The organism is Streptomyces sp. NPDC091412 (genome assembly GCF_044756885.1).
Taxonomy (GTDB): Bacteria; Actinomycetota; Actinomycetes; order Streptomycetales; family Streptomycetaceae; genus Streptomyces.
Window position 1 is genome coordinate 68,283 of the sequence record NZ_JBIVTV010000013.1, and the last position, 25,385, is coordinate 93,667.

Annotated in this window: 28 protein-coding genes; 20 read left to right on the top strand and 8 right to left on the bottom strand. The window is 69.8% G+C overall.

Features of this window, described 5'->3' with window-relative positions; all coding sequences use genetic code 11:
* Positions 1 to 2: 2 nt before the first annotated feature.
* The gene (locus ACIQMV_RS26930) at positions 3 to 1,037 is read right to left on the bottom strand and encodes a hypothetical protein (RefSeq protein ID WP_402596035.1); all 1,035 of its coding nucleotides are present in this window, start codon (positions 1,035 to 1,037) and stop codon (positions 3 to 5) included.
* The gene (locus ACIQMV_RS26935; protein WP_402596036.1) at positions 1,034 to 1,690 is read right to left on the bottom strand and encodes a hypothetical protein; all 657 of its coding nucleotides are present in this window, start codon (positions 1,688 to 1,690) and stop codon (positions 1,034 to 1,036) included. Before ACIQMV_RS26935 ends, ACIQMV_RS26930 begins: the two co-directional genes overlap by 4 nt.
* A 681-nt stretch (positions 1,691 to 2,371) precedes the next feature.
* On the opposite strand from ACIQMV_RS26935, the gene ACIQMV_RS26940 reads away from it, so the two are divergent.
* The 14 genes from ACIQMV_RS26940 to ACIQMV_RS27005 all read left to right on the top strand — a co-directional run bounded on the left by ACIQMV_RS26940 (position 2,372) and on the right by ACIQMV_RS27005 (position 13,363).
* The gene (locus ACIQMV_RS26940; protein WP_402596037.1) at positions 2,372 to 3,088 is read left to right on the top strand and encodes an SAF domain-containing protein; all 717 of its coding nucleotides are present in this window, start codon (positions 2,372 to 2,374) and stop codon (positions 3,086 to 3,088) included.
* A 16-nt stretch (positions 3,089 to 3,104) separates the two neighbouring features.
* A complete protein-coding gene (locus ACIQMV_RS26945; protein ID WP_402596038.1) occupies positions 3,105 to 4,097 on the top strand; it encodes a hypothetical protein in 993 nt (330 codons plus the stop codon).
* Positions 4,094 to 5,401, top strand: a complete 1,308-nt coding sequence (locus ACIQMV_RS26950) for a CpaF family protein (protein WP_402596039.1) — start codon at positions 4,094 to 4,096, stop codon at positions 5,399 to 5,401. The genes ACIQMV_RS26945 and ACIQMV_RS26950 overlap by 4 nt, the downstream gene beginning before the upstream one ends.
* Positions 5,402 to 5,436: 35 nt before the next feature.
* Complete coding sequence (locus tag ACIQMV_RS26955) at positions 5,437 to 6,366, top strand: type II secretion system F family protein (RefSeq protein ID WP_402596113.1); 930 nt, start codon at positions 5,437 to 5,439, stop codon at positions 6,364 to 6,366.
* On the top strand, positions 6,363 to 7,286 hold the full coding sequence (locus ACIQMV_RS26960) for a type II secretion system F family protein (protein ID WP_172632887.1): 924 nt from the start codon (positions 6,363 to 6,365) through the stop codon (positions 7,284 to 7,286). The genes ACIQMV_RS26955 and ACIQMV_RS26960 overlap by 4 nt, the downstream gene beginning before the upstream one ends.
* 56 nt (positions 7,287 to 7,342) lie before the next feature.
* Positions 7,343 to 7,594 (top strand): hypothetical protein, encoded by a 252-nt coding sequence (locus tag ACIQMV_RS26965; RefSeq protein ID WP_402596040.1) that lies wholly within the window; start codon positions 7,343 to 7,345, stop codon positions 7,592 to 7,594.
* A gap of 121 nt (positions 7,595 to 7,715) precedes the next feature.
* Entirely contained in the window at positions 7,716 to 8,189 is a 474-nt protein-coding gene (locus ACIQMV_RS26970) for a TadE family protein (RefSeq protein WP_402596041.1), read from the top strand.
* Positions 8,190 to 8,642, top strand: coding sequence for a TadE/TadG family type IV pilus assembly protein (locus tag ACIQMV_RS26975; RefSeq protein WP_402596042.1), 453 nt, complete (start codon positions 8,190 to 8,192; stop codon positions 8,640 to 8,642).
* Between the two features lie 41 nt (positions 8,643 to 8,683).
* Entirely contained in the window at positions 8,684 to 9,100 is a 417-nt protein-coding gene (locus ACIQMV_RS26980; protein WP_390725276.1) for a pilus assembly protein TadG-related protein, read from the top strand.
* 8 nt (positions 9,101 to 9,108) lie between these two features.
* A complete protein-coding gene (locus ACIQMV_RS26985; RefSeq protein ID WP_402596043.1) occupies positions 9,109 to 9,426 on the top strand; it encodes a hypothetical protein in 318 nt (105 codons plus the stop codon).
* Positions 9,427 to 9,455: 29 nt separating this feature from the next.
* Positions 9,456 to 10,817, top strand: coding sequence for a putative T7SS-secreted protein (locus tag ACIQMV_RS26990; protein ID WP_402596044.1), 1,362 nt, complete (start codon positions 9,456 to 9,458; stop codon positions 10,815 to 10,817).
* 145 nt (positions 10,818 to 10,962) lie between these two features.
* The gene (locus ACIQMV_RS26995; RefSeq protein ID WP_402596045.1) at positions 10,963 to 12,168 is read left to right on the top strand and encodes a hypothetical protein; all 1,206 of its coding nucleotides are present in this window, start codon (positions 10,963 to 10,965) and stop codon (positions 12,166 to 12,168) included.
* Entirely contained in the window at positions 12,165 to 12,764 is a 600-nt protein-coding gene (locus ACIQMV_RS27000) for a hypothetical protein (protein WP_402596046.1), read from the top strand. The genes ACIQMV_RS26995 and ACIQMV_RS27000 overlap by 4 nt, the downstream gene beginning before the upstream one ends.
* An 8-nt stretch (positions 12,765 to 12,772) precedes the next feature.
* Complete coding sequence (locus tag ACIQMV_RS27005) at positions 12,773 to 13,363, top strand: hypothetical protein (protein WP_402596047.1); 591 nt, start codon at positions 12,773 to 12,775, stop codon at positions 13,361 to 13,363.
* Here ACIQMV_RS27005 and ACIQMV_RS27010 read toward each other — a convergent pair.
* Genes ACIQMV_RS27010 through ACIQMV_RS27020 form a run of 3 tightly spaced genes read right to left on the bottom strand, consistent with a single transcriptional unit; the run spans position 13,355 to position 14,972 of the window.
* Positions 13,355 to 13,918 carry a hypothetical protein gene (locus ACIQMV_RS27010; protein WP_402596048.1) on the bottom strand — a complete coding sequence of 188 codons (564 nt, stop codon included), beginning with the start codon at positions 13,916 to 13,918 and terminating at the stop codon, positions 13,355 to 13,357. The genes ACIQMV_RS27005 and ACIQMV_RS27010 overlap by 9 nt on opposite strands.
* Positions 13,915 to 14,112 (bottom strand): DUF397 domain-containing protein, encoded by a 198-nt coding sequence (locus ACIQMV_RS27015; protein WP_402596049.1) that lies wholly within the window; start codon positions 14,110 to 14,112, stop codon positions 13,915 to 13,917. The genes ACIQMV_RS27010 and ACIQMV_RS27015 overlap by 4 nt, the downstream gene beginning before the upstream one ends.
* 8 nt (positions 14,113 to 14,120) lie before the next feature.
* Positions 14,121 to 14,972 (bottom strand): helix-turn-helix domain-containing protein, encoded by an 852-nt coding sequence (locus ACIQMV_RS27020; RefSeq protein WP_402596050.1) that lies wholly within the window; start codon positions 14,970 to 14,972, stop codon positions 14,121 to 14,123.
* Positions 14,973 to 15,206: 234 nt separating this feature from the next.
* On the opposite strand from ACIQMV_RS27020, the gene ACIQMV_RS27025 reads away from it, so the two are divergent.
* Together ACIQMV_RS27025 and ACIQMV_RS27030 are read left to right on the top strand one after the other, a co-directional pair.
* Positions 15,207 to 15,614 carry an ATP-binding protein gene (locus ACIQMV_RS27025; RefSeq protein WP_402596051.1) on the top strand — a complete coding sequence of 136 codons (408 nt, stop codon included), beginning with the start codon at positions 15,207 to 15,209 and terminating at the stop codon, positions 15,612 to 15,614.
* Positions 15,615 to 15,647: 33 nt separating this feature from the next.
* Positions 15,648 to 15,929: a hypothetical protein gene (locus ACIQMV_RS27030; protein WP_402596052.1), complete on the top strand. Its 282-nt coding sequence runs from the start codon at positions 15,648 to 15,650 to the stop codon at positions 15,927 to 15,929.
* Positions 15,930 to 15,955: 26 nt separating this feature from the next.
* On the opposite strand, the gene ACIQMV_RS27035 is transcribed toward ACIQMV_RS27030, so the two are convergent.
* Together ACIQMV_RS27035 and ACIQMV_RS27040 are read right to left on the bottom strand one after the other, a co-directional pair.
* Positions 15,956 to 17,014 carry a hypothetical protein gene (locus ACIQMV_RS27035; protein WP_402596053.1) on the bottom strand — a complete coding sequence of 353 codons (1,059 nt, stop codon included), beginning with the start codon at positions 17,012 to 17,014 and terminating at the stop codon, positions 15,956 to 15,958.
* Position 17,015: 1 nt separating this feature from the next.
* Positions 17,016 to 17,666: a hypothetical protein gene (locus ACIQMV_RS27040; RefSeq protein WP_402596054.1), complete on the bottom strand. Its 651-nt coding sequence runs from the start codon at positions 17,664 to 17,666 to the stop codon at positions 17,016 to 17,018.
* A 250-nt stretch (positions 17,667 to 17,916) separates the two neighbouring features.
* Here ACIQMV_RS27040 and ACIQMV_RS27045 point away from each other — a divergent pair, with 250 nt between their 5' ends.
* The 4 genes from ACIQMV_RS27045 (at position 17,917) to ACIQMV_RS27060 (ending at position 23,709) form a co-directional block, all read left to right on the top strand.
* The gene (locus ACIQMV_RS27045; RefSeq protein WP_402596055.1) at positions 17,917 to 20,904 is read left to right on the top strand and encodes a BTAD domain-containing putative transcriptional regulator; all 2,988 of its coding nucleotides are present in this window, start codon (positions 17,917 to 17,919) and stop codon (positions 20,902 to 20,904) included.
* Positions 20,901 to 21,962: a prepilin peptidase gene (locus ACIQMV_RS27050; protein WP_402596056.1), complete on the top strand. Its 1,062-nt coding sequence runs from the start codon at positions 20,901 to 20,903 to the stop codon at positions 21,960 to 21,962. Before ACIQMV_RS27045 ends, ACIQMV_RS27050 begins: the two co-directional genes overlap by 4 nt.
* A 78-nt stretch (positions 21,963 to 22,040) precedes the next feature.
* Complete coding sequence (gene mqnC / locus ACIQMV_RS27055; RefSeq protein ID WP_141359471.1) at positions 22,041 to 23,255, top strand: cyclic dehypoxanthinyl futalosine synthase; 1,215 nt, start codon at positions 22,041 to 22,043, stop codon at positions 23,253 to 23,255.
* A gap of 7 nt (positions 23,256 to 23,262) precedes the next feature.
* Positions 23,263 to 23,709 carry an imidazolonepropionase-like domain-containing protein gene (locus tag ACIQMV_RS27060; protein WP_402596057.1) on the top strand — a complete coding sequence of 149 codons (447 nt, stop codon included), beginning with the start codon at positions 23,263 to 23,265 and terminating at the stop codon, positions 23,707 to 23,709.
* A 597-nt stretch (positions 23,710 to 24,306) separates the two neighbouring features.
* On the opposite strand, the gene ACIQMV_RS27065 is transcribed toward ACIQMV_RS27060, so the two are convergent.
* A complete protein-coding gene (locus ACIQMV_RS27065) occupies positions 24,307 to 25,302 on the bottom strand; it encodes a chitinase (RefSeq protein ID WP_402596058.1) in 996 nt (331 codons plus the stop codon).
* Positions 25,303 to 25,385: the final 83 nt, after the last annotated feature.

The following is a 25,385-nucleotide window of genomic DNA, read 5'->3' on the forward strand; positions in this document are numbered from 1 at the left end:
GCTCAACGGTTGACGGACTGAATCTCCTGGACGGTGACGTCCTGTGTCGCCCCGAAGGTGCCATCGGGAAGCTCTCCGCCGGCGCCGCCGGTGCCGGTCCAGTTGATCCGCCAGGTGATGGTCGCTTTGAGGTTGTACGTTCCGTTGCCGGAGGACCGGAGGTACTTGATTCCGCAAGGTGGTGCTTGGTCGGACTTGCCCCTGGTGTATGACTCGCCGATCGAACCATCGTTATTGATTGAGCACTCACCCGAGGCGGGGTAGGTCTCTGCGTCAGCGGTTCCGGGCTGGAGCTTGAGGGAGACCGGCTTGGCGGTGGTCGTCGCCTGGATGTTGAGGCCGGCCACGTTGAGGGAAGCGATCACTTGGACCGGCTTGAACGCGGACGGGTCAAGCCACGCCCAGGTCGGGAGGTTGACCTTGGTCACGTTCCGGGGTGCGAGGGTGACCTTGGTGTCGGGGAGCAGGATTCTGCTGTAGGCGAGTTCCGCGAGGACCTGTGGCGTGAGGGCGTTCTGTACGGCCGGCGTGTCGCCGTTTTGGACCCAAAAAGGAAGCTTGTCACAGGTGAACGCACCCGGGTCGTCGAGGCGGTTGGGGTCCTGGACTGCTACCCACCAGTTGCCTTCATCGGCCTTGTCAAGATTGTAGTTCTTGTACTTGTCATCCTTGTAGGTGTTCCGGAACTGGCCCGTCGCCGCCTTGGCATAGTTGGGTTGCCGTGGGTCGTTGACGACCTCGGCGTACTGGCTCTCGACCTGGTTCTGGAAATCCTTGGCTGACACGGGTTCGTACCAGCACGCGGGCGGGTTCCAATTGCCGATGGGGGCTACGTTGCCTGTCGAGGTGCCGTTGACCCCACCCATGCGGCCGGAATAGGTGATGCGTGACTCAAGCGTGTTCCCCGATCTGGTCCCCGACGTCTTCGCGCCGCCGTCGGAACCGCCCGGACCGCGCTTCGCGTAGGCGGGGCTCGAGACCAGCAGGCATGCAGCGGCAAGGATGCCGATAGCAGCCCCCGCGTGGTGCAACCTCACGGCGTGCACTTCGCGTTCCCCCTGTCGGAAACGAGCTCCGTGGTCTGCCAGACGCCGTCCTTGTTCCGCTTCAGGTGCGTGTTGTAGTAGACGTACGAGTCGCTGTCCGGGGGCGTCCTGTCGACCTTCTGCGTCTTCGTGTCCTTGTTGAACGCCTTCGTTTCATCCGTGCAGAACGTCACCCCTGCCGAGGTCTTGCTGTAGATGATCACGTCGGGGTTGAAGTACCGCACAGTGCCCGTGTAGGTGATCCCAGCATCTACAAAGGACTTGACCCACTTGGCGCCGCCGACGAGAGCGTTCCCCTGCCGGTAGAACCCGAGAGCCGGTTCGTCGGGGTTCCCCTTGATGATTGCGTAGTTGGTGGCAGTCTGTGCACGGCCGGCATCGGCGAGGATGGCGTCATTGGTCGGATCGCCGGTATGCCATCCCTCAAAGACGTCCTTGACGTCGCCGGGCAGCGTGATGTCTGGTCGATGAGGCTCGTCCGAAGTGTCAGCGCTGGGCGATGGCGACGCCTGGGTACCGCGGGTGTCGGCGCCCGGGATTGCGTCGTCGGCCTTGGAGTTGCCGCCTCCGCCACTGCAAGCCGTCGTCAACAAGGCTGCGGCTGCGACGAGCGCGGCAGCAACGGGCAAAGAGCGTCGCTTCACTGTGACTCCCCGTGAGCACTGAGTTAGTCAGGGAGTTCGACGGTATCGGTGCTGCGGTTGCTTCCGCCAAGCCGGACCCCTCTCCGGGTAGGTCAATTTCGGACTTCTTGCTGCCAAGGTGTGATGCAGCGCAGGCTGAGCGGCCCAGTGGCGGCGGTGCCAGTGGGTCACGGCGGGGCGGTCGCCTTGTCGGCGGCGGCGATGTCCTCTGCATCGTTCAAGCAGGCGGACAGCGCGACGGCGACCAGCTCAGAGCCGGTCAAGGTCAGCGGTGCTTGCTTCATGGGGAAGATCACGGCATGACTGATCCGCTCCCTTGTGAGCAATTCGTGCAGGCATGGTGCGTTCTCAGTGGTCGCGGGCCAGGTGTGAGCCGGGACGCCAGAGGGTCACCGTGACGACGGGTTCGCGGTCGCACACTGGCCTGACTGTAATTCGGTCGCACCCCATGGGGTCAGGCCCATGCCCGAGTTGCTGACGGATAACGTCAAGTCAACTGTGGCCCACGGGGCCTGACTCGCCTTGAGGGGCTTATGTGCGGCTGATACCGTGCGATGGCTTGACACTCGACACCGCGCCGGATAGTCGCGACATCGCCCGGATCGCTGGTGAAGTGTCCGGGTTTGCAGCCCAGGCAAAGAGCTTGGCAGACGACATCTTGGGTGTACGGGGAGCGGTTGCGTGAAGATCCAGGAGCGTACGAGGGCGGGCGCGGGACGCGCCGCGGCTCCGGCTCAGCCGACGGTCGGTGACCGGCTTCCCGCATCGCCTCGCGAGCGCAAACCGGCGCTCGCGGCCCTGGCGGTACTGCTCATCCTGGTGGGCGCGCTGGGCGCCACGATGCTCGTGCTCCAGGCCGGGGACCGGATCGAGGTCGTCAAGGTGACGAAGGACATCCCGGCCGGAGAGTCCGTCACCTCCGATGACGTGACCTCGGTGATGGTGGCCGCGGACGACTCCATCAACTACATTCCGTGGGTCAAACTGGGCACCCTCAAGACCCTCAAGGCCAAGTCCACCATCTACGCGGACACGGTCGTGATGGGGCAGATGTTCGGCGCGAAGAGCAGCCTGCCGGACGGCAAGGCCTTCGTCGGTGTCGCTCTCAAGGAGGGCCAGTACCCGGCGGACATCAAGAACGGTGACATCGTCGCCGTCTACCGCGTCGGCGACCACGCGTCGAGTTCCAACTCCGGCAGCGGTTCCACGGGCTCGTCCGCAGGCGGCAGCCTCATCGTCGACAAGGCGCGCGTCAGTTCCAAGAGCGACAACGGCGACGCCGCCGTGAGCACCGGCAACCTGTCGCTCACCCTCCTCGTCGACCAGTCCGACGCCGCCGCCGTCGCCCAGGCCGCGTCCGTGGGTTCCGTCGCCGTCGTCGTCGTTCCCGGCAACTGAGGGCGGCAGCGTATCCATGGCCCTCATCGCACTGGCCGCCGACAAGGGTTCGCCCGGCGTCACCACCGCCGCCGTCGCGCTGGCCGCGGTCTGGCCGCGGCGCGTGCTGCTCGCCGAGACGGACCCGGCCGGCGGTGACCTCGTCTACCGCAGCGCCGCGGCCCACGGCGGGCCGCTCAACCCGAACGTCGGCATGCTGTCCATCGCCGCGACCGCGCGCCGCGGACTCGTGCCGGACCAACTCTGGGATCACGTACAGCCGTTGAACGGCGGCCTGGAGGTCCTCGTCGGGCTCGGCATCGCCGAGCAGGCCGCCGGACTCGCCGGCCTGTGGCCCACCCTGGGTCACGCCTTCGCCTCGCTCGCCGACTCCCCGAACGCGCCCGCCGACGTCATCGCCGACTGCGGCCGGATCAGCGGGGACACCCCCGCCGTGGAACTGTTCCCGCACGCCTCCCTCCTCCTGCTGATCTCGCGCACCGAGCCGGAGGCCATCGCCCGCGTCCGCGACCGCGCCGCCGCGCTGTCCGCGAAGCTGCACGGCGGCCCGCGCGGTGCCGCGAGCCTGGCGACCCCGGTGGTCGGCGTCGTCCTGGTCGCCGACACGAACACCGCGGGCAAGGTCTCCGGTCAGGTCAACGACATGCTGGTGCACGCCCAGACCGGTGCCCGCGTCGTCGGCACCATCGCCGACGACCCGGCGGGCGCCGAGCAGTTGGCCGGGCGCAGGCGTGGCCGCCTGGACAAGTCCTTGCTGATCCGCTCGGCCCGTAAGGTCACCGCCGACCTGTACCAGCAGTACGGCGCCGCCTGGGCCGTATCCGCACAGGCGCAGCAGGCCCACCAGACGCAGCAGGCCCACCAGATTCAGCAAGCCCGCCCGACGCAGCAGGCGCCCCATGCCCAGCAAGCGGCCCAAGCACAGCAAGCGGCCCAGGGTCAGCAGATGCCCCAGGCCCAGCAGCCGTACCAGTCCCATACGAATGGTCAGCCAGGAGCCGGGCGATGACCGCTGTCGACCACCAGATGGTCAAGCGGTTCCGGCAGGACGCCGGTGACCGCATCGCCGAGCAGCGCCGACTCGACCAGGTCAACGGCGTCACGCCGATGTCCGGCGAGGACGAGCGGCAGTACGCCCGCGCGGTCATAGCGCAGATACTGGAGGAGTACGCCCGCGCCGAGATCAACGCGGGCCGTACGCCGCTGGACGCCGAGACCGAGGAGCAGTACGCGGCCGCCGTGCACGCGGCGCTGTTCGGCGTCGGCCGGCTCCAGCCGCTGCTCGACGACCCGCAGGTCGAGAACGTCGACATCAACGGCTGCGACCAGGTGTTCGTCGGGTACGCCGACGGGCGCGAGGTCAAGGGCGAGCCGGTCGCCGAGACCGACGAGGAGCTGATCGAGCTCATCCAGGTGCTCGGCGCCTACTCGGGCCTGTCGTCCCGCCCCTTCGACTCCGCCAACCCGCAGCTCGACCTGCGGCTGCCGGACGGTTCGCGTCTGTCGGCCGTCATGGACGTGACCCGCCGGCCCGCGCTGTCCATCCGCCGGGCCCGGATGGGCAAGGTGTTCATCTCCGACCTGGTCGGCAACGGCACGCTCGCGCCGGAGCTGGGTCACTTCCTGGCCTGCGCGGTTCGCGCCCGCAAGAACATCATGATCGCGGGCGCCACGAACGCCGGAAAGACGACGCTGCTGCGCGCCCTCGCCAACGAGATCCCGCCGCACGAGCGGCTCATCACGGTCGAGCGGGCGCTGGAGCTCGGGTTGGACACCTTCCCCGAACTGCACCCCAACGCGGTGGCGTTCGAGGAACGGCTGCCCAACTCCGAGGGCCAGGGCACCATTTCCATGGCCGAGCTGGTGCGTCGGTCTCTCCGTATGAACCCCTCCCGCGTCATCGTCGGCGAGGTGCTCGGCGACGAGATCGTGACCATGCTGAACGCGATGTCGCAGGGCAACGACGGCTCGCTGTCCACGATCCACGCCAACAGCTCCAGCGAGGTCTTCAACCGCATCTCCACCTACGCGTTGCAGGCGACGGAGCGGCTGCCCATCGAGGCCAGCCAGATGCTGATCGCGGGCGCGGTGAACTTCGTCGTCTTCATCCAGCGGCGCAACAACTTCCAGACCGGCGGCCGGCTTCAGCGCATGGTGACCTCGGTCCGCGAGGTCAACGGCGTCGACGGCCGCGTGCTGTCCAGCGAGGTGTTCGCCGAAACGCCCGACGGCCGGGTCGTGCCGCACGCGCCCATAGCCTGCCTGGAGGACCTCATGGCGCACGGTTACCAGCCCCACGGAACCTGGGGGTGACCATGACGTCTGCCGCACTGGCCCCGCTCGGCTCCATGGGGGGCCTGTTCTCCACCACCGTGCTGTACTCGATCGGTTCCGGTGTCGCCGTCGGCGGCGGTCTCGCCCTGCTGGTCGTCGCCGTACGCGGACTGCCCGCCAAGCCCGAGCACGAGAAGCAGCGGGCGAGCCGGCGGGCGAGCGAGCTGCTCCGTTTCGCCGGACAGCGCGGCTCCGTCGCCGCTCTCGTCGGCCTCGCCGTCCTGCTGCTCACCCGGTGGGCGGTCGCCGGGATCGCGGCCGGTGTCCTCGTCTTCTTCTGGGACCGCCTCTTCGGCGGTGCCGCGGAGGAACGGGCCGCGATGCGCCGTGTGGAGGCCCTGGCCTCCTGGACGGAGTCGCTGCGCGACACGATCGCCGGCGCGGTCGGCCTGGAGCAGGCCATCCCGGCCTCGGCGCGCGCCGCCGCCCCGGTCCTGCGTCCGCATCTGGACGCACTGGTCGACCGGTTGCGCGCCCGCACTCCGCTGCCCGAGGCGCTGCAACTGCTCGCCGACGAGATCGACGACGCCTCTGCCGACATCATCGTCGCCGCGCTCATCCTCAACGCCCGGCTGCGCGGCCCCGGTCTGCGCCAGGTCCTCGGCGCACTGGCCAAGTCGTCGCGCGAGGAGGTCGACATGCGTCAGCGCGTGATGGCCCAGCGGGCCTCGACCCGGCGCTCGGTGCAGATCGTCGTCGCCGTCTCCGTCGCCTTCGTGCTCGGACTGTCCGTCTTCAACCGCGACTTCGTGTCGCCGTACGGCACCCCGGTCGGCCAGTTGGTCCTGGCGGTCGTCTGCGGTCTGTTCGCGCTCGGCTTCTGGTGGCTGCGCAAGCTGTCCACGATCGAGACGCCCGAACGCTTCCTGGTGCGGGACGAGGCGGCGGTCCAGTTCGTACGGCCGCGCACACCCGCCCAGCAGGAGGAAGGGGTACGCCGGTGAACCTGACGATGCCGGTCGTGGTCGGAGCGGTCCTCGGCCTCGGCGTCTACGCCCTCGTACGCGCCCTGATGCCGTCCAGGCGGAGCGCGGTCGCGCAGGTCGCGCGGATCGACGCGATGCGGGCGCGGGGCGCGGCGTACGAGACGCGGCACCAGACCCGGGAGGAGACGGGCCGCTTCGGTACGTTCCGCGCCCAGGTCGGCGCTCGCGTGGCCGAGTTCTATCTTCAGCAGGGCTGGGAACAGCGTTCGTTGCGCGCCGATCTCGCGGTGCTGGAGCGCAGCTGGGAGAGGTTCCTGGCGACGAAGGTGCTGCTGTCGGTCGCGGGGCTGTTCTTCGGTCCGCTGCTGTTCGCCGTGGTCTACTCACTGGGCTTCGGCCGCAGCCCGGTCATCCCGGTCTGGCTGGCGCTGCTGTGCGCGGCGCTGTTCTTCTTCCTGCCCGATCTGGAGATCCGGCGGGACGCGGCCGACAAGCGCCGTGACCTGCGCCGGGTCATCGGCGCGTATCTGGACCTGGTGTCCATGAGCCTGGCCGGCGGCCGTGGTCTGCCGGAGGCGCTGATGGCGGCGGCCGAGGTGTCCGACGGCTGGGCGAACCAGCGGATCCGCAACGCCCTCGCCGACGCCCGGATCACCGGCATCAGCCAGTGGCAGGCGCTCGGGCAGCTCGGCGAGGAGCTGGGCGTGGAGGAGCTGAAGGATCTTTCGGCCTCCCTGGCCCTGGTCGCGGACGACGGTGCGAAGGTGCGCGAGTCGCTCGCCTCGCGCGCCGAGACCATGCGCCACCGCGAACTGGCCGAGATCGAGGGCAGCGCGGGCGAGAAGTCCCAGTCGATGCTCGTGGCCCAGCTGCTGCTGTGCGCGGGTTTCCTGGTGTTCCTGATCTTCCCGGCGGCGATGCGGGTGTTCCAGGTGTGAGCGCCGCCCCTGCCAGACCCTGCCAACTGCCCTGAATTCGAGAGGAAACGACTGTCATGAACGGACGAGACTTCCACACCGGGATCCCGGCCGTGGACTTCCTGGTCACCTTCCTGGGCGGCCGTGTGCAGCGCGCCCGCTCCGGCGAACTGGACCGTGGTGCCTCCGCGGTCGAGTGGGTCATCATCTCCGCGGTCGTCGTGGCGATCGTCGGCGTGGTGGCCGCCATCATCAACTCGGCGCTGAGCGAGGGCGCCAACAAGGTGGGCGACTGCATCAAGGGTGCGGACGCGGGCAAGACCTGCTGACCGGGCGTACGGCGAGGGCACGCACGGCGAGTGCATGTACGGCGAGCGTACGTAGGACGCGTGCACGTACGACGCACGTACGACGCACGTACGGCGAGGAAGCACGACGGGGTGGACGGGGATGCTGGCGGACGTGGGCGGACGGGTGCGACGCGCGGTACGCCGCAGGGTGCGGGCCGCGCGTGAGGCCGCGGCCACCGGCGGCGACCGCGGGATGACCGCGATCGAGTTCGTGCTGCTCACCCCCGTACTGTTCTTCATGATTTTCGCGACGGTGCAGTTCGCGCTGTACTTCTTCGCCGACCACGTCGCTCAGGCGGCGGCCCAGGCCGGCGCCCGCAAGGCCCGCGCCACGGCCGACGAGCAGCCCGGCGCCTGGCGGGGCGAGGCGCGGAACGTCGTCGACGCCTACATCCGCCAGCTGGGCCCGCAGCTGGTGCTGTCGCCGGACGTGAAGATGCTCCAGCCGGAGCAGAACACCGTGGGCGTGGAGATCTCGGCGCGGATCCCGACGGTGTTCCCGGGCCTGGACCTGACGGTGCACGCGCAGTCCTCGGGGCCGGTGGAGAGGTTTGTGAAGGGGGACCCGAACTAGATGAACCGTCCCTGTTGGCAACCTCGTTGGCATGTGCACGCGTCGGCGCTCCGTCCGTCCCGTGGCGACACCGGACTGTCCACCATCGAAGTCGTGATCCTTGCTCCGGTGATGATCCTCTTCATCCTGGTACTGGTGGCCTTCGGCCAGCTTGTCCAGGGCCGCGGTGCGGTGGACGGCGCGGCGCGGGACGCGGCCCGCGCGGGCTCGATCCAGAAGGACCACCCGACGGCGATGGCCGAGGCGCGCAAGGCGGCGGAGGCGGACCTGGCCGACGTCTGCTCGGGCCCGGTCTCCGTGGTGCAGACGAGTGCGGGCTTCGCCCCCGACACCCTGTTCACGGTCGAGGTCAGCTGCGAGGTGCGCGGCCTGGCGTCGCTGGGCCTGAACATCCCGACGAGGCTGTCCGCGAGCTTTAGTTCTCCCCTCGATCCCTTCCGGAGGTCGGCGTGAGGCATGCCCGACAGACCTGGTGGCAGGCCCGTCGCTCCCGGATGTCCGACCGTGGCTCGGGCGCCGGTGCGGTCATCATCTTCGCCCTGGTCTTCCTGGCTCTGTCCGCCTTCGTCATCGACGGCGGCCTGTCCATCTCCAAGCGCGAGCGGGCCGCGGACATAGCCGAACAGGCGGCCCGCTACGCCGCGCAGGACATCGACCGCGAGGCTCTCTACAACGACGAGGGCGGCCCGGCGCCGATCAACTACGGGAACTGCGACGCCCGCGTGAAGGCCTTCGCCCGGGAGATGAGCATGACGGGCGCCGACATCGCCGCGAGCCATTGTGTGGCAGCCGACGCCGACCAGGTACAGGTCGAGATCCAGCTGACGTACTCGCCCGTCTTCACCGGCATGTTCTACGGCGGCAGCGTGGTGGTCCACGGCCGGGCGGTGGCCAAGAACGAGGTGGGGTGACGGCATCCATGAGCGATCAGCAAGCGGACATCGACCGGATCAAGGAGTGCTCCAGAGCACTGAAGCGCATCCGTGACACCTTCGCCGAACGGGGCAACCCGGCACAAGGGTTCGGCATCTCGGAGATCGGCTCACAGCGGATCCTCGACGCCTTCTCGAAGTTCGACAGCAACTGGAAGATCCACCGGCGCAAGCTCACCGAGGAGCTGGAGTCGCTGCACGGCATCACCAAGGCCGCGGCGGAGTCGTACGAGAAGATCGATCACGAACTCGCCGAAGCGCTCCGGAACGCGGACAAAGACGGGAAGAAGGGGGCGAAGAAGTGACAAGTCGGCCCGCCGCTCACCGCTGGTCGGTGCTGGACGAGACGTCCGATCCGATACCCGGTGACCCGTACGAGGTCGCGAGGCTCGGCCGGCAACTGCGCAAGACCGCCGAGGCCATCGAGAAGGAGGCCCGCGAGATCAAGGCGCTGGCCTCCGTCGAGAACTGGAAGGGCAAGGCCGCCACCGAGTTCCAGGACTCGGCGGAAGGCGCGGGCGACAAGCTGCGCAAGGCCTTCAAGCGCTACGACGAGGCAGCCACCGCCCTCGGCACCCAGGTGCGCGAGAACGTGTGCAGCAACGAGTACGCCTCCGAGCTGCATCGCGCCCAGCAGATGGCCGACCAGGCCCTGGGCGACGCGGAGCAGGCCCACGGCGACCTCTCCTCGGCGGAGCGCTCCCTCGACGGGCAGCCGGACGACACTCCGAAGGATGATCCGGACACCAAGAAGTACAACCGGCAGAAGGAACAGGCCTCTTCCAGCCTGAAGGCGGCGAAGGAAGCCCTCCAGACCGCGAAGGGGATCCGCGACAACGCCGCGAAGGCGGCCGCCGAGGCGATATACGACGTCATCGAGGGCGACGGACTAAAGGACGGCTTCAAGGACAAGTTCAAGAACTGGGTCCACGAGAATGCCGACTGGCTCAATAAACTGTCCAAAATCGCCGGAAAAGTCGCCTTGTGGGCAGGTGCGTTGTCCCTCGCCCTCGGGTGGATCCCCGTCATCGGCCAGTTCATCGCCGCGATCGCCGACGCGGTGGCACTGCTGGCCAGCGTCGTTGCGCTCGCCACGGACCTGGTGCTCTGGCTGGGCGGTGAGGGGAGCCTGTCGTCGGTGCTGCTCGACACCGTGGGGCTGCTGACCTTCGGTATCGGGCGGGCGGCGATGGCGGGCGCCAAGGGAACGGCGGCCGGGACCAAGGTCCTGGCGCGCAGCAGCCTGTACAAGCAGGCCATCGCCTCGGGCATGAAGACGAACAAGGCGTGGAACTTCGTCAACCGCGCCATTCCAGGCGCGCTCCGCGGAAAGGCCGGGGTCAAGGCCCTGGAGGGTATGCCGAAGGGGAAGTTGCCGTCGTGGAGCAATGTCGGGGAGGGGTTCAGCCCGCGCGCCATATACAAGGATACCGTTGACGGCGTGAAGTCGATCAAGGGCGCGTTCTCCAAGGAAGCATGGCGGCAAGGAGTGCGCGAGGTGGCCGCACCCGGTTCAGTGAGCTCACTGAGCCCCGAGCTTGCGAAGACAGCCGCCGAACTCGAGAAACTCGCGCCCATGGCTCGGGAGATGCCGGAAGTCGCCCGCGGGCTGAGCAGTTTCTCCGGGCAGGCCAAAGTCTGGACGGGAGCGACTGCGACGGGATTGGCCGCAGGCTACGAGGGTGTCTATGGATAGTGACGGATCTCTACGACAGGGGCACCTGGTGATCTCTGAGCCGGCGCTCAGGCCCGCCTCCTCGCGTGGCCCGGGCCTTGAAGTGTGCCACCGGTCACGGTTCTACCGGGACGGCAGCGACCTCGTCCTGCGGAGCCGCACGCGTATGCTGCGACTTCCGACCGGAGACGGCGGGATCGTGCGTGCGGTCTTCCTCGACGTCCCCGGTGCCGACATGGAACGCGTGGGGCCCACGATCCCGGGCTCATGGGGGAAGGTCCAACTGCAGGACCGCAACGGTGCGCTGGTCGGTAGCTTCGACATCGAGAAATGGCTGCCGGAGTCGCCTGCGCTCTCGAAGCGATACGTGAAGGGCGAGGAACTACTCGACCGTACGGGCGTGGCCGCCCTGCTCAAGGCCGCACGTGTTCCCCTGCACGTGGTGAAGGACAGGAACGACCCACTACTGGCTCCCGGGTCACGCTGGGGTCGAGCCAAGTCTCTTGGTCCGGGGCCTGACTTCCCACATTGGTACTGGCGACTCCGTGTCGTGGCCGCAATGGCCTGGTTCACCGTGTTCACGGTGACCTTGTTCTCCGGGACGAGCGAGCCGTGGCTCATTCTGTTGCAGGCCGCTACCGCCTTCGTCGCTCCGGTGGCGCGGTTGGCGGTGAGGGCGTGGACTCGGCTGCGTATGCGGCAGTGCGTCCCCGCCGTACGGGAACGGATCCGGCCTGCGCCAGGGGAAGGAACGGCAGCGACCGTCAGGTTCTACCGGGACACGGAGTTGCGTATACAGGACCGCGATCTTGTCCTGCGTGTCCTCGGTGGGCGGGAATACTGGTTTCCGCTCACAGGCCCACACGCCCTGACCTCCCTAGTGCTCGTGCGCGACCGGGCGGGTCAGCACCTCGGGGTCGAAATGTGCGGCCCGCACGACCAGGTGCGAGCCGTTCTTCCGTGGCAGGTCTGGTTCGGCGGAGGGAGGGGCGCGCAGGGCTGGTCCAGGCTGCGCCAGGCCACGGGACTGACCACCTCCGAGCGCAGGCTGACAGGGAAGGAACAATGGCCCAAGGGACCAGTGCTCGGCCTACTGCCCGACTCCGCCCGGACGGCACGTGAACTGGCCCGCTTCCCCAGCACCATCGTCGGCGGGTTGTCCACCGCCTTCATGGCGGTCGGCTCGTACTTCTCCACCGTCCAGGGCCGGTGGATCGCGAACGAACACCCCGGAGCAGGTATGGCGGCGATCCTAATTGGGGCGGCCGGCCTCGTCCTGCAGGCCGTGCCCTACGCCGCACACCAGCTACGCAGCCGGCTCTGGCTGGAACGACCGGCACCGACTCAGACCCCCACGGAGCAACCCGCATGAACCAGACCGAGGAGACCGCTCCTCCGGGCGACTACCGGCTGCTGCTTCCCGACGGGTGGTTCCGGATCCTCCTCGAGCCCGAGCAGCGGGACAGGGCGATCGACGCGCTCGTGGAGCGCCAGTTCCACGGCATCGACAACGCGCCGCACCTCAAGGAGGAACTCCGCAGGGACATGCGGCGCCGCACCGCCAAGGCGCACCGCAGCGGTGGTATCGAGCTGTACCTCAGCCTCCAGGAGGTCGGCCCCATCACCATTCCCGCCTCGCTGCTGGTCACCCTGGCGCCACTGCGGCACCCCGAGCCGCTGCCGCTCGAAGCCCTGGCACAGCGGTTCGCCGACGAAGGCGAGGGATCGGTGAGCATCGAGGAACTGAGCTCGGGCCCCGCCGTCCGAGTCCGCAGGCTGACACCGCAGGAGAGCGACGAGGAAGGCACCGAGCCCCCGCACAACTCGCTCTTGGTGGAGTATCACCTCCCCGTCCCCGGCACCAGCGCGTTCCTGCTGTTGACCTTCTCCACGCCGCTCGAGGCGATCGCCGACGCGATGGCCGGACTCTTCGACGCGATCGCCGACTCTTTCACCTGGACGGATTGACCGAGAACATGACTGACGACCTTTCCAACCTCGGCCTGGAGTGCTCGGAGGACTGGGTGCCCTTCCCCGTCGCCGGGAGCGTGGACCTGGACTACTGGGCCAAGAGCCAGGCCGAGGAACTCGCCGTGCGGTACGCGCACGACGGCCAGACGGGCGACGCCCGCCGCCTGGCACGGGACCTGAAGCGCACGGCCGCCGACTGCCACACCCGTGATCCGCTGGCCGCCTTCGGCTGGTACCTGAGCGGCCACGAGACGGTGGCGGCCATCATGGAACTCGACGCCATCCACCCCGACGAGACGCTCCCCGAGGTCACCCTCGACCTGCTGGTCGAGCACATGTCCGGCCACGACTTCGGCGAACCGGACGTGCGCGAGGTACGGCTCCCCCTCGGCGACGCCGTCCGCATCCGGCAGAACCTGATCGGCGAGAAGAAGGGCTTCTTCGGCCCACGCCCGGTGATCCACACGGTGTTCTACGGCGTCCGCCCGGACGGTATGGAGGCGGCCCTCACGATGCTGGTCTCCTGGACGGAACCGGTCCTGGACGAGCCGGCCGAGCAGATGGCCGACGACATCGCGAAGACGCTCTCACTCTGACAGTAACCGCCGGTACGCCGCGATACGCCGACGCATGAACATCCGGGAGGCCCCCAGCGCGAGTAGCAGAGCCGCGACCGCACCGGCCGCGACGTGCAGTCCTGCGGCGTGCATCTCGCCGTTCACCAGCAGAACGAGAAGAACGACGAGCGGGATGCCGATGAGCTCCGGCCGCGACGGCTGCCGCCCGATCGCACCGTAGTAGTCGACGGCAATCCTGGCGTGCAGCAGTTTCACCTCGCGCCGCGCCTCCGGCAGCGTCAGCACCAGCACAGGCCAGGAACGCATTCCGGGCAGCCGACCGCCGCCGGTGGCATCGGGAAACCGTTCCCTTGTACGCGCGGCCCGCTCAGGCTCGTCCGGTAGGCACCGGAAGACGAAGAACGGCGTGCTGGACTCTCGCAGGTCCGGATCCAGTCCGGCGCAGCGGTAGCCGTACTGCTCGGCGAGGTACGCGAACTGCGCGAACTTCCAGAGCGACGGCCAGGGGATCTCTGTCGTGTACGACAAGTCGCTCTCGATCAGCAGCTTCCTGAGGTGCCGCCGCAGACTCAACGATCCCCTTTCGCCGCTTTGAGGGAGTCGAGGAAGGCGACGAAGGCTGCGGCCGGGAAGGAGAGGGTGGCTCGGGCCGGGGCCTTTGAGTCGCGGACGGCTATGTGGGTGCGGCGGTGGGCGATCTCTACGCAGGCGTTGCCGTCGCCTCCGCCGGAGTAGGACGACTTCCGCCAGGTGTCGGGCGCGGTCATGGTTTGCCTCACAGCTCCTTCGACAGCCTGTGGATGAAGTCACGCGAACGTGCGGGCTCGAGTGACACGGCTTCTACCCTACGAAAGAGGGTTCGAAAGCGCCTGAGTTGGGCTTCGGCGTCGATGAACACGGTGCCGTGGGGCCCGTCGCGTACCACGGTGTCCAGTTGGGGGACTTGGCCGCCGACGTAGACCATGGCACTGCCTGCTCCGGCGAAGCCGTCGAGATCGAAGGGGATGACCCGCACGGTGACGTGATCGGCTTCTGAGAGTTCCAGGATCCGGAGGAGCTGGGCGCGGCCTGTGGCGGGGTCGCCGACCTTGATGCGCAAAGCAGCCTCGTGGACGACGGTCTCGTACCGGATCGGGTTGGAGCGCTCGATGATGATCCTCCGCTTCATGCGGTGCTCCACCCGGCGCTCCACCTCACCTTCCGGAAAGTCCGGGTTGACGTAGGAGAAGAGCGCGCGGGCGTAACTTCCTGTCTGTAGAAGGCCGGGAACATGCAGGAAGTCGACGTCCCATCGATGACTGGCGTGGTGCTCCAACTCGGACAGGTTCAGGAACGAGTTGGGGAGGAGGCCTCGGTACTCCTCCCACCAACCGCGTGTTCGGTCGGTCGCCATGTTCACCAGCGCGTCGATCAATTCCTGTTCTGCACAGGAGTAGTGAGCCGCGACCAGGCGCAGGCGGGTCTCACTGATGCCGGCGATCCCGGCCTCGATCTGACTCACTCGTGCCGAGTCGGTTCCGATCAGCGCTGCGGCGTCACGTCCGTTGAGGCCCGCCGCCTCGCGCAGCTTTCGTAGCTCGGCGCCGAGACGCTCCTGGCGTGCAGTCGCCTGCTGCCTGCGTGGCATGGCTTCCTCCCTGGGGCCAACTGTCCCGCACCGGTGTCTCGTTCGAGCGGCAGATTACGCAACGGCTTGCGCCGGACCAAAATTGGCCCCTACTGTCGGTGAGGCGGCGCACACGCTGCGGCTACCCGGGGATCCGGAAGCGCACCGCTCCGTCCTGCCATGACGGCTGCGACAAGGCCACCGCCCACCACCGCGGCGTCATCCCCACCCCGCCTCACGTCACTGGAGTGACCCATGCCCGAAAACGAACCCTGGGAGTACACCCTGTACATCCCGAACGACCCTCGCGCCGTCACCATCTCCCGCCGGACCCTCCGGCTGATCCTCACGATGCACGGCCTCATCCGCCTCGTCGATACGGCCGAGTTGCTGGCAACGGAGCTGGTCTCCAACGCCGTACGGCACACCAAGGGGCCGGCCGCCCTGCGGGTGCGCTGGTCGGCGGGTGTGCTCCGGGTCGGGGCGTGGGACACCGACCCTGCGCCGCCCGAGCCGCCGGCGCCGCTGGAGCAGGTCGTCGACCTGGAGGAGGGACGTGGACTCGCCCTGGTCCGGGCCTGCGCCGACCTGTGGGGCTGGCAGCCGCTGTCCAGGGAGGGCAACCGGGGCAAGTACGTGTGGTGTGACCTGCTGGCGGCGTAGCTCGTTGATCACGTCGGACAGGAAGGAGAACTGATGGATGGACAATGTGAGGACAACGCGTGCCCGATCGTGCCTCTCTTCGAGCACCCGGCCTTCATGCGGGCCTTCATCGAGCTGACTGCCGAGGAGAAGTGGCCGACGGACAGGATTTCCGAGTGGGTCCTGGCCCTCTTGGAGGCGAGTCCCCTCACGGTGACGGATGACCTGCGCGCGAGGGTGAACTCCTCATCCGATCCCGATCAGCTCAGGGTATGGGCGAGCCGGGCGTTGAGTGTGAGCAGTCCGGAAGAGCTGTTCGCCGATGGCAGGACCTGATCCGGTCGCTGGCGACGTGGAGCTCGTCAGCGGTTGATCGACTGGATTTCCTGGACGTTCATGTCCTGGGTCGTCTCGAAGGTGCCGTCGGGGAGGTTGCCGCCGCTTCCGCCGGTGCCTTGCCAGGTGATCTGCCAGGTGATCGATGCCTTGAGGCGGTACGGCTGTCCGTTCGTGGCGCGGAGGTACCTGATGCCGCACGGCGGGGTCCTGTCCGCGTTGCCCTTCACGTACGGGGCGCCGATCGAGCCGTCGTCGTTGATCGTGCAGTTGCCGGAAGCCGGGTAGGTCTCGGACTCGTCCGTGCCGGGGGTCAGGTGGAGGGCGACCGGCTTGGCTGTCGTCTCCGCCCACAGGTTCGTGCGGGGGAGTTCCGCGCGGACCTTGATCTCCCTGAAAGTGCCCTTGTCCAGCCAGACCCAAGTCGGCAGGTTCACCGTGGACTTGTTGGTGGGCCTCAGTTCGATCTCGGTGTCGGGGACCTTGACCTTGTTGTACGCGTAGTCGGCCAGCATCTCGGGCGTCGGGGCGTGCGGGATCTTCGGGACCTGGCCGGCATCCTGCCAGAACATGATCCTGCCGCAGTCCCAGGATTTGGGGTCCGAGGCGTCCGGGGCGACGCTGCGCCAGAAGTAGCCGTTCCTGCCGACGTTGTAGTCCTTGTAGCCCCTGGCCGTGCTGTGCTCGTCGTCGAAGTTGGTTTCGGGCTTGCCGTCCTGGTAGTGGTCGGTCCAGAGCCTCTTGCCGAACCAGGATTCGTGGATGCCCACGTCGCCGTCGCCGTCTGTCTTGTCGACGAACGCCTTGAGCTCTTCGCCGGTGAACACGGGCTCGTACCAACAGGCGGGCGGCTCCCAGTTCACATCCACCGAGGAAAGGGCGCCGCGCGTTCCGCCGGTGGGGCCGCTCACCTGGCGGACCTTGATCCGGGAGTAAGTGGCGGAGGCGTAGATGTCCTTGTGGTTGGTGCCGCCGTGCGTTCCGTCGTTGGTGCCTCCGCCGCCGATGGCGTCGGCGGGCGTGGAGGCGAGGAGAATCCCGGCCACAGACACGATCGTCGTCGGAATGGCGTGCCTGGGCCTCATCTCAGCAGCCGCCCCGCTTCGCACGGGTGGAGACGTTCTGCCAGACTCCGTCGTCGTTCTTGGCCAGTGTGACGCTGTAGAAGACCTTCGGGTCCGTACCCGCGGGATTCCCCTGAACCTCCTTCGTCTTGCGGTTCCGGGTGTAGGCCTTGCTCTCGTCCGTGCAGTACGTCACCACGGCACGCGTCTTCTTGTCACCGAGGAGGATGGTCTGGGGGTCGTACGCCGGCAGTTTGCCGAAGACGGTGAGGTCCTTGCTCGTATAGGTCTTGATCCACTGTCGGTCCTGTGACAGACCCGGCTTGGTGTCGTAGAAGGCGAGGGCGTCTCCGCCGTCCGGTTCGTTGGCGATGATCGCGGCGTAACCTGCCCGGAGTTGTTCTTTGGCGTCGTTGAGGATGGCGTGCTCGACGCTGTCACCGCTCGTCCAACGGTCGAACGTCAGCTGGAACTCCGTCGGGAGCTTGATGTCGGGGCGCTGGACCCCGGACGACTGAGTTGCCGAGGCGGAGGCCGACGGACTGCCACCCGCCGTCTCCACACCCTTGATGTCATCGGACTTGGCGTCCCCGCCCCCGCCGCACGCGGTCAGCGTGAGGGTCGCGATGGCGGTGAGTGCGCTGGCGGTTACGGGTAGGGCGCGGCGGGCCACGGTGGATCTCCCCCGGAGGACGACGACGTGTGCAGCGGACAACGAAGCTATCAGGGGCGACAGGAGAGGATTTGGGTGCTCGGCAGGGGATTGTGGGGGAAGTCGAGAGGTACGGCGTGGCTGTTGTGAACGGCGTGGGGGCGTCCGGGGTTGAGGGGCGGAAGCTGTGTCGCCCCCGTCAATAGGATCTCTGTAGGCTCAGTACGCCCCATTTACCGCACCCACTTCACACACCATCAGGACACCCGCCATGCCGCGACGCCGTAGTTCAAGCTCGACGGGAAGCCCGACGGGAAGCCCGACGGGAGGCTCGACGGCCCCGAGGAACCGGACACCCCAGCCGGTGCGGGTGCGGCGGCGTACGGTCGGGGACTTCGTGAAGGCGTTCCTCGCCTTCCTGGCCCTGCTCGTCCTGCTCGTCGGCGTACCGCTGGCGCTGGCCGTGCAGTTCGGGTGGCCGCTCCCGCACGGCGTGCCGAGCCTGGACTGGCTCCAGCAGGAGATCACCGTCCAGACCTTCCTGAGCATCCTGACGGTCGTCGTCTGGCTCGCCTGGGCGCAGTTCACCGCCTGTGTGCTCGTGGAGATGAAGGCCGCGCTCTCCGGGGTCGGGGTGCCGGGGCGGGTTCCCGGCGCCGGCCCCAGCCAGCTGCTCGCGCGGCAACTCGTCGCCGCGCTGCTGCTCGTCGGGGCCACGGCCGCCAGCCTCACGCCGGGGCTGTCGCAGCTCGGGCACGGCCTGGAGGGGAACCAGAAGGGGACTGTCGCCGTCGCGCAGCAGACGCCGGGCGGGCTGTTCGGGCAGCAGCGGGAGCAGGCCGCGAACACCGCGGCGGCCGTCGCCGAGCAGGCCGCGAGCGCCGCCGCGCAGGCGGAGGCCAAGCAGGGCGACACGAAGTACTACCGGATCCAGCCGCCCGAGGGACGCCACCACGACTCGCTCTGGGAGATCGCCCAGCGGCACCTCGGCGACGGGCGCCGGTACAAGGAGATCTACCAACTCAACAAGGACCGGGTCCAGCCCGACGGCTCCCGGCTGTCCGAGGCCAGCCTCATCCGGCCCGGCTGGATCATGGAGATGCCCGCGGACGCGCACGGCGGCGAGCTCGTCGAGATGCCCGACGGCGCGCCGGACGTCTCTGAGCAGGTGCGGCAGCAGATCCACGACTACGCCAAGACCGGCGACCACGCCCAGGGCGAGGGCGACCACGCGCAGGGCGGCGGCCATCAGCAGGGCGGTGGCTCCCAGGCCTCCGTACCCGCCCAGCGGCCCGCCCCCGACGCCGAGCAGGACCGGCAGCGGCACGCCGGCGACGGCGCCACCGCCGCCACCCCCGCCTCCTCCGGGCGTTCCTTCGGACTGCCCGAAGCCCTCCTCGGCGCCCCGCTCCTCGCCGCCGGTCTCCTGGGCGCACTCGGTCACCGGCGCCGGCAGGCGCTGTGGCAGTCGGCGCTCGGTGCCGTCGGCGGGCGGCGCGGCATGGAGCCGCCGACGCCGACCGGGGACGCGCTGGACGTGCAGGACGCGCTGCTGGTGGGCGCCGACCCCGAGGGTGTACGGCGGCTCGACCGGTCCCTGCGCGCCCTCGCCGCCGCTCTTGCCGCCGAGTCCCGGCCGCTGCCCGTCGTCTACGCCGCCTGGCTCACCGGAGGCGACCTGCACCTCCAGCTCGCACAGCCGGCCGGTAAGCCGCCCGCGCCCTGGCGGACCGGGCAGGACGAGACGTTCTGGATGCTGGCGCGCGCCGAAGCCGAGCAGTACGAGGAGACCGAAACCGCCGCCCCGTACCCCGGGCTCGTCAGCCTCGGCACCATGGACGACTCCCGCCTGCTGCTCAACCTGGAGGCCGTGCCCGGCATCGTCTCGCTGAGCGGCCGCGCCTCCGACCGGGCCGCCGTGTTCGCCTCGGTCGCCGCCGAACTCGCCACCAACGGCTGGTCGGACCGCATGACCGTCACCCTCGTCGGCTTCGGTCAGGACCTGACCCCGCTGGCTCCCAGCCGCCTGCGCCACCTCGACGGCATCGAGGCGCTCCTCGAGACCATGGAGGCCGAGACGCGGCAGCGGCGCGGTGCGCTGGGCGCCGCCGGGCACGACTCCGTGCTCACCGGCCGCACCGGGCCCGCGCAGCACACTCGTTGGGCCCCGCACCTGGTGCTGCTGGCCGCTCAGCCCTCGGCCGAGGATGCCCGTAGGCTCGCCGAACTCGCCGCCGACGCCAGCCGGTTGGGCATCGGCTACCTCGTCGGCACCGAGTCCGACGAACTGCCGGGCGCCGCCTGGGAGATGGAGATCACCAGCGAGGGCAGGCTGCTCGCCCCACTGCTCGGGCTCGAACTCGACGCCCAGATGCTGCCGTCGGCCGAACAGCAGGCGGTGGTCGAGCTGTTCGTCGAGGCCGACCCGGAGAGCGGGCCCGACGGGCCGGCGCCCACCCCGCCGTTCCTCGTCGACATCAGCGAGCAGGGGCGGCCGGCGGTGTACGCGCGGCTCGTGGGCCCGTATGAGATCATCGGCCTCGACACCCCGGACGACGAACGCAGCGCGCCGCTGCACGAGGCGCTGGCACTGCTGCTCCTGCACCGGGAGGGCGTGCACCCGCGGGTGCTGTCCTCCGCGCTGTGGCCGCGCGGGGTCACCGACGACGTGCGGGACGCGCTCGTCGAGCGGCTGCGCTCCTGGCTCGGCACCGACCCCGACGGCACCCCCCGGCTCGGTACGGACGACACCGGGCGGCTCACCCTCGCCAAGTCCGTCGTCTCCGACCTGGACGTGCTGCGCTCGCTGTACCACGAGGCCACACAGGGCAAGGGCGCGGACAGCCGGGCCGTACGCGGCCGGCTGCTCACCGACGCGCTGGTGGTGGTGCGCGGACCGCTGCTCGCCGACCGGCCCGAGGGCCGCTACCGGTGGCTCACCCACGAGATCGTCGACGCCCAACTGCCGCTCATCGTCGCGGACATCGGGCTCGCCCTGTCCTCCTTCCACCTGGAGAAGGACCGCGCGGAGAAGGCGATCGAGGCGCTGGACGCCGCGCTGCGCACCGCCCCGGCCGACGAGCGCCTGTGGAACGAGCTGCTGCGCGCCGCGCACGCCACCGGTGACACCGCCCGCCTCCAGGCGCTCGCCGCGGACCTCGTCGGCCGCGGCGGCGCCCGCGGTCTGCCGCCGCGCACCGAGGCCCTGCTCGACGAACTGCTGCCGGCCTGGCGCAGCGCCGTCGCCGCGGCGGGATGAGCACCGTGCCGTCGACCGGTCTGCCGCTGGTCGCCGCCGCCGCGCTGTGGGGCGCGGTGGCGGGCGCGTCGCTGCCGCGGGCCGCGTACCGGTTCTCCGTGCCGTCGGGGGAGTCGTGGCGGGAGCGCTGCCCGGGCGGACATCCGGTACGGGGCTGGATCGGGCGCGGACGGTGCGGGCAGTGTGCCGCCGCCTCCGCCGCCTCCGCCGCCTCCGCCGCCTCCGCCGCCTCCGCCGGCACCCCGGCCGCCACCCCCGCCGACGCCCCGGCCGCCACCCCCGCCGACGCCCCGGCCGCCACCCCCGCCGACGCCCCGGCCGCCACCCCCGCCGGCACCCCGGCCGCCACCCCCGCCGGCACCCCGGCCGCCACCCCCGCCGGCACCCCGGCCGCCACCCCCGCCGACGCCCCGGCCACCACCCCCGCCGACGCCCCGGCCACCACCCCCGCCGACGCCCCGGCCACCACCCCCGCCGACGCCTCGGCCACCACTCCCGTCCGCGACCGCGCCTCCTACGGCCCGCGCGCCCTGCCGGCTGCCGCCGTCACCGCTCTCGTCTGCGGCGCGCTCGCCGCTGCCACCGGTGGCCGGCCCGAACTCGCCGTCTGGCTGCTGCTCGCGCCGGTCGGCGTGCTGCTCGCGGTGGTCGACTTCCGGGTGCGACGGCTGCCCGACGTGCTGACCCTGCCCCTCGCGGGCGCCGCCCTCGCGCTCCTCGGCCTGGCCGCCCTGGTTCCCGGACACGACGGCCACTGGCCGACCGCGCTGTACGGCGCCCTCGCGCTCGGCGGCGGCTACTTCGTGCTGTTCCTCGTCAACCCCGCCGGGATGGGGTTCGGCGACGTGAAGCTGGCCCTCGGGGCGGGCGCCGTCCTCGGCTGGTACGGCTGGCCCGTCGTCCTGCTGGGTACCTTCGCCGGTTTCCTGTTCGGCGCGCTGTACGGCGGCGCGCTCGTCGTCGTACGGCGGGCCGGTCGCAAGACGGCCATCGCGTTCGGGCCGTTTCTGATCGCGGGGGCGTTCACGGGAGTTCTGATCGGCGCGTACGCAACCTGAGGTCAGCACCGCGAAACGGCTGACGTAGGCTGGTTCGGTCTGTCCACAACCCTTACGAATCCTGCGAAAGGGACGCCGGTGACCGAGAAGGCCGACCTCACATCTCCTGATGTCACAGCCGTCCTCGACCGTGCCGCCGCGGGCGGACGGATCACCCCCGAGGAAGCGCTCGACCTCTACCGCCACGCACCGCTGCACGCGCTGGGCGCCGCTGCCGACGCCGTGCGCCGCCGGAAGTACGCGGGTACCGAGCACATCGCGACCTACATCATCGAACGCAACATCAACTACACGAACGTGTGCGTCACCGCGTGCAGGTTCTGTGCCTTCTACGCCGCCCCCAAGGACACAGCGAAGGGGTGGACCCGCGACCTCGACGACATCCTGCGGCGCTGCGCCGAGACCGTCGAACTCGGCGGCACGCAGATCATGTTCCAGGGCGGTCACCACCCGGACTACGGCGTCGAGTACTACGAGAAGCACTTCAGCGCCATCAAGGAGGCCTTCCCGCAGCTGGTGATCCACTCGCTGGGTGCCTCCGAGGTGGAGCACATGGCGCGGATCTCGGGTGTGTCGGTGGAGGAGGCCATCACGCGCATCCACGAGGCCGGCCTGGACTCCTTCGCCGGCGCCGGTGCCGAGCTGCTGCCGGAGCGGCCGCGCAAGGCCATCGCCCCGCTGAAGGAGTCCGGTGAGCGCTGGCTGGAGATCATGGAGGCCGCGCACCGGCTGGGCGTGGAGTCCACCTCGACGATGCTCATGGGCACCGGCGAGACGAACGCCGAGCGGATCGAGCACCTGCGGATGATCCGTGACGTGCAGGACCGCACCGGCGGCTTCCGGGCGTTCATCCCGTACACCTACCAGCCGGAGAACAACCACCTGAAGGGCCGTACGCAGGCCACCCTCTTCGAGTACCTGCGGATGATCGCGATCGCGCGCCTCTTCCTCGACAACGTGATGCACATCCAGGGCTCCTGGCTGACCACGGGCAAGGAGGTCGGCCAGCTGACCCTGCACTACGGCGCCGACGACCTGGGCTCGATCATGCTCGAGGAGAACGTCGTGTCGTCGGCCGGTGCCAAGCACCGCTCCAACCGGATGGAGATCATCGAACTCATCCGGAAGGCGGGGCGGGTTCCGGCGCAGCGGGCGACGACGTACGAGCACCTCGTCGTCCACGACGACCCGGCGAACGACCCGGTCGACGACCGCGTGATGTCGCACATCTCGTCGACGGCGATCGCGGGTGGGACGGCCCACCCCGAGCTGAAGCTGCTCGCCTCCAACTGAGGTACGGGTGCTGACGATTCACGCGGCGGACGAGTTCCGCGCCGGCTGGGACGCGGAACCCGTCGAGGGCGGTGCGGTCGCCGTCGAGGGCGCCCGGGTCGCGGCCGTGGGGACGCTCGCCGAGCTGGAGCGGCGGTTTCCGCACGCGCGCGTGCGGCGTTGGCCGGGCGTGCTCGGTCCCGCGCGCGTCCACGAAGGGCCGCTGCCGGACGCGCCGAGTCCGCGCGAGCGTGTCCACGCGGTCCTCAAGCTCGGCGCGACGGCCGTGCTCGCCGGGCACGCGGACGCGCCCGGACTACGGGAGGCCGCCGCCCGCAACGACGTCGTCGTCCTCGCCGGACCCCGGCCCGCGGCGGTGGTGGAGGGCGGCCGTGCCGACCTCGCCGTCTTCGACGACGGCGGTGCCTGCCTCGCCACCGTGTGCGCGGGGCGCCTGGTGCACCGCAGACGCTGAGGCGCCCCGCTCGCCCCAGCCGCTGGGCGCCCGCTATGTCGCCGCGCGCCCGTCCCAGCCGCCGCCCGTCTCGGCTGGCGAAGGCCGCCATGCCGCGGGGCGCTCGTCTCAGCCGCTGGCCGCCCGTCTCGGCTGTTGAAGTCGTGAGGCCCGCCTTAGCCCCGGGCGCCCGCCATGCCGCCGGGCGCCTGTCTCAGCCGCTGTCCGCCCGTCTCGGCTGGCGAAGGCCGCCACGCCGCCGGGCGCCCGTCTCAGCCGCTGCCCGCCCGTCTCGGCTGTTGAAGTCGTGAGGCCCGTCTCAGCCCCGGGCGCCCGCCGCACCGCCGGGCGCCTGTCTCAGCCGCTGTCCGCCCGTCTCGGCTGTTGAAGTCGTGAGGCCCGCCTTAGCCCCGGCCGCCCGCCATGCCGCCGGGCACCTGTCTCAGCCGCTGTCCGCCTGCCTCGGCTGGCCGAAAAACCCGCCGCACCGCCGGGCGCCCGTCTCAGCCGCCGCCCGCCCCCCTCGGCTGTTGAAGCCGTGAAGCCCGCCTCAGCCTCCGGGCGGCCGCCCCCGCCTCCAGGCGCCCCCGCCCCCGTCCTCGCGCGCCCGCCCCCGCCTCATCCGCCCAACACCCGAGCAAACGCTCCCGGCTTCTGCTTCACCCCGCTGCAATCCGTCGCCGCGTCCTCCCGGGACGGGACGCCCTTCTCGCACTGCCGGTCGCGGAAGGTGGACCACATCGAGACCCAGGCGATCCGCTTCTCCTCGGCGAAGGAGCGCACCTGGGCCGCGTCCTCGAGCGTGAAGGTCTCGCCGGCGATGTCGTTGGCGCCGATCATCGAGGTGAGCGCCATTCCCTCCCAGGCGGCGGCGTTCGACAACCCGAAGACCTTCTTCAGCTGGGTGTGGGCGGCCTTCGCGGCGGACAGGGCGTAGTCGCCCATGTCGCCGGTGTAGGACTCGGCGTAGTTCATCGTCATGAGGTTGACGGTCGAGACCTGCACGTCGTGCACGTTCGCGGACTCCAGCAGGGCCAGGCCGTGGGAGTCCAGCCCGGACGGCATGACGGGCAGCGTGAAGGACACCTCCAGGCCGGGGCGCCGCTTCTGCAGCAGGGCGATCGCCCGCGAGCGCAGGTCGACGGAGGCCGAGTCGGTCAGCGTACGGCCCTCGATGTCGAAGTCGGCCTGGGTCGAGCCCGCCGCGTCCAGGGCCTTCCCGTACGCGTCCGCCAGCGCGGAGGCGTTCTCACAGGTCGTCGCCAGCTCCTTGCCGGAGGCCCCGCCGAAGGAGACGCGCACCGTGGCGCCCGACTTCCTCAGCTTCCCGATCCGGGACTTCACCTCGGCGTCGTCCAGCCCCATCATGCCGTCCCACTCGGGTGTGCAGCCGCTGCCGCCGGAGATGACGAAGGCGAGGTTGTACGTCGCGGGCGAGCCCGCGGAGTCGGTGCCCGAGGCCGTCGTCGCGCTCACGTACGGGGCGTACGAGGTGCTGGACTCAGGGGCCTTGGGGGCCGCGTCCGAGGTGCCGTCGGACATCGCGGAGCAGCCCGTGGCGGCCAGGGCGAACAGGCAGGTGAGCCCGGCCACCGGCGTCAGGAAACTCCTCATTGCGCATGCACCAGCCCTCGTGATGTCCGTACGGGAATCCAAACACGGCGGGATCCCGGTCCGGAGAGAGCCTGCCTCCGGAC

Bases quoted from the DNA above. Each gene is read 5' to 3' on its own strand.
- ACIQMV_RS26945 (WP_402596038.1), top strand. From the start codon at position 3,105: ATGGCCCTCATCGCACTGGCCGCCGACAAGGGTTCGCCCGGCGTCACC.
- ACIQMV_RS26950 (WP_402596039.1), top strand. From the start codon at position 4,094: ATGACCGCTGTCGACCACCAGATGGTCAAGCGGTTCCGGCAGGACGCC.
- ACIQMV_RS26955 (WP_402596113.1), top strand. From the start codon at position 5,437: ATGGGGGGCCTGTTCTCCACCACCGTGCTGTACTCGATCGGTTCCGGT.
- ACIQMV_RS26965 (WP_402596040.1), top strand. From the start codon at position 7,343: ATGAACGGACGAGACTTCCACACCGGGATCCCGGCCGTGGACTTCCTG.
- ACIQMV_RS26970 (WP_402596041.1), top strand. From the start codon at position 7,716: ATGCTGGCGGACGTGGGCGGACGGGTGCGACGCGCGGTACGCCGCAGG.
- ACIQMV_RS26975 (WP_402596042.1), top strand. From the start codon at position 8,190: ATGAACCGTCCCTGTTGGCAACCTCGTTGGCATGTGCACGCGTCGGCG.
- ACIQMV_RS26980 (WP_390725276.1), top strand. From the start codon at position 8,684: ATGTCCGACCGTGGCTCGGGCGCCGGTGCGGTCATCATCTTCGCCCTG.
- ACIQMV_RS26985 (WP_402596043.1), top strand. From the start codon at position 9,109: ATGAGCGATCAGCAAGCGGACATCGACCGGATCAAGGAGTGCTCCAGA.
- ACIQMV_RS26995 (WP_402596045.1), top strand. From the start codon at position 10,963: ATGCTGCGACTTCCGACCGGAGACGGCGGGATCGTGCGTGCGGTCTTC.
- ACIQMV_RS27000 (WP_402596046.1), top strand. From the start codon at position 12,165: ATGAACCAGACCGAGGAGACCGCTCCTCCGGGCGACTACCGGCTGCTG.
- ACIQMV_RS27005 (WP_402596047.1), top strand. From the start codon at position 12,773: ATGACTGACGACCTTTCCAACCTCGGCCTGGAGTGCTCGGAGGACTGG.
- ACIQMV_RS27015 (WP_402596049.1), bottom strand. From the start codon at position 14,112: ATGACCGCGCCCGACACCTGGCGGAAGTCGTCCTACTCCGGCGGAGGC.
- ACIQMV_RS27020 (WP_402596050.1), bottom strand. From the start codon at position 14,972: ATGCCACGCAGGCAGCAGGCGACTGCACGCCAGGAGCGTCTCGGCGCC.
- ACIQMV_RS27025 (WP_402596051.1), top strand. From the start codon at position 15,207: ATGCCCGAAAACGAACCCTGGGAGTACACCCTGTACATCCCGAACGAC.
- ACIQMV_RS27030 (WP_402596052.1), top strand. From the start codon at position 15,648: ATGGATGGACAATGTGAGGACAACGCGTGCCCGATCGTGCCTCTCTTC.
- ACIQMV_RS27035 (WP_402596053.1), bottom strand. From the start codon at position 17,014: ATGAGGCCCAGGCACGCCATTCCGACGACGATCGTGTCTGTGGCCGGG.
- ACIQMV_RS27045 (WP_402596055.1), top strand. From the start codon at position 17,917: ATGCCGCGACGCCGTAGTTCAAGCTCGACGGGAAGCCCGACGGGAAGC.
- ACIQMV_RS27050 (WP_402596056.1), top strand. From the start codon at position 20,901: ATGAGCACCGTGCCGTCGACCGGTCTGCCGCTGGTCGCCGCCGCCGCG.
- ACIQMV_RS27065 (WP_402596058.1), bottom strand. From the start codon at position 25,302: ATGAGGAGTTTCCTGACGCCGGTGGCCGGGCTCACCTGCCTGTTCGCC.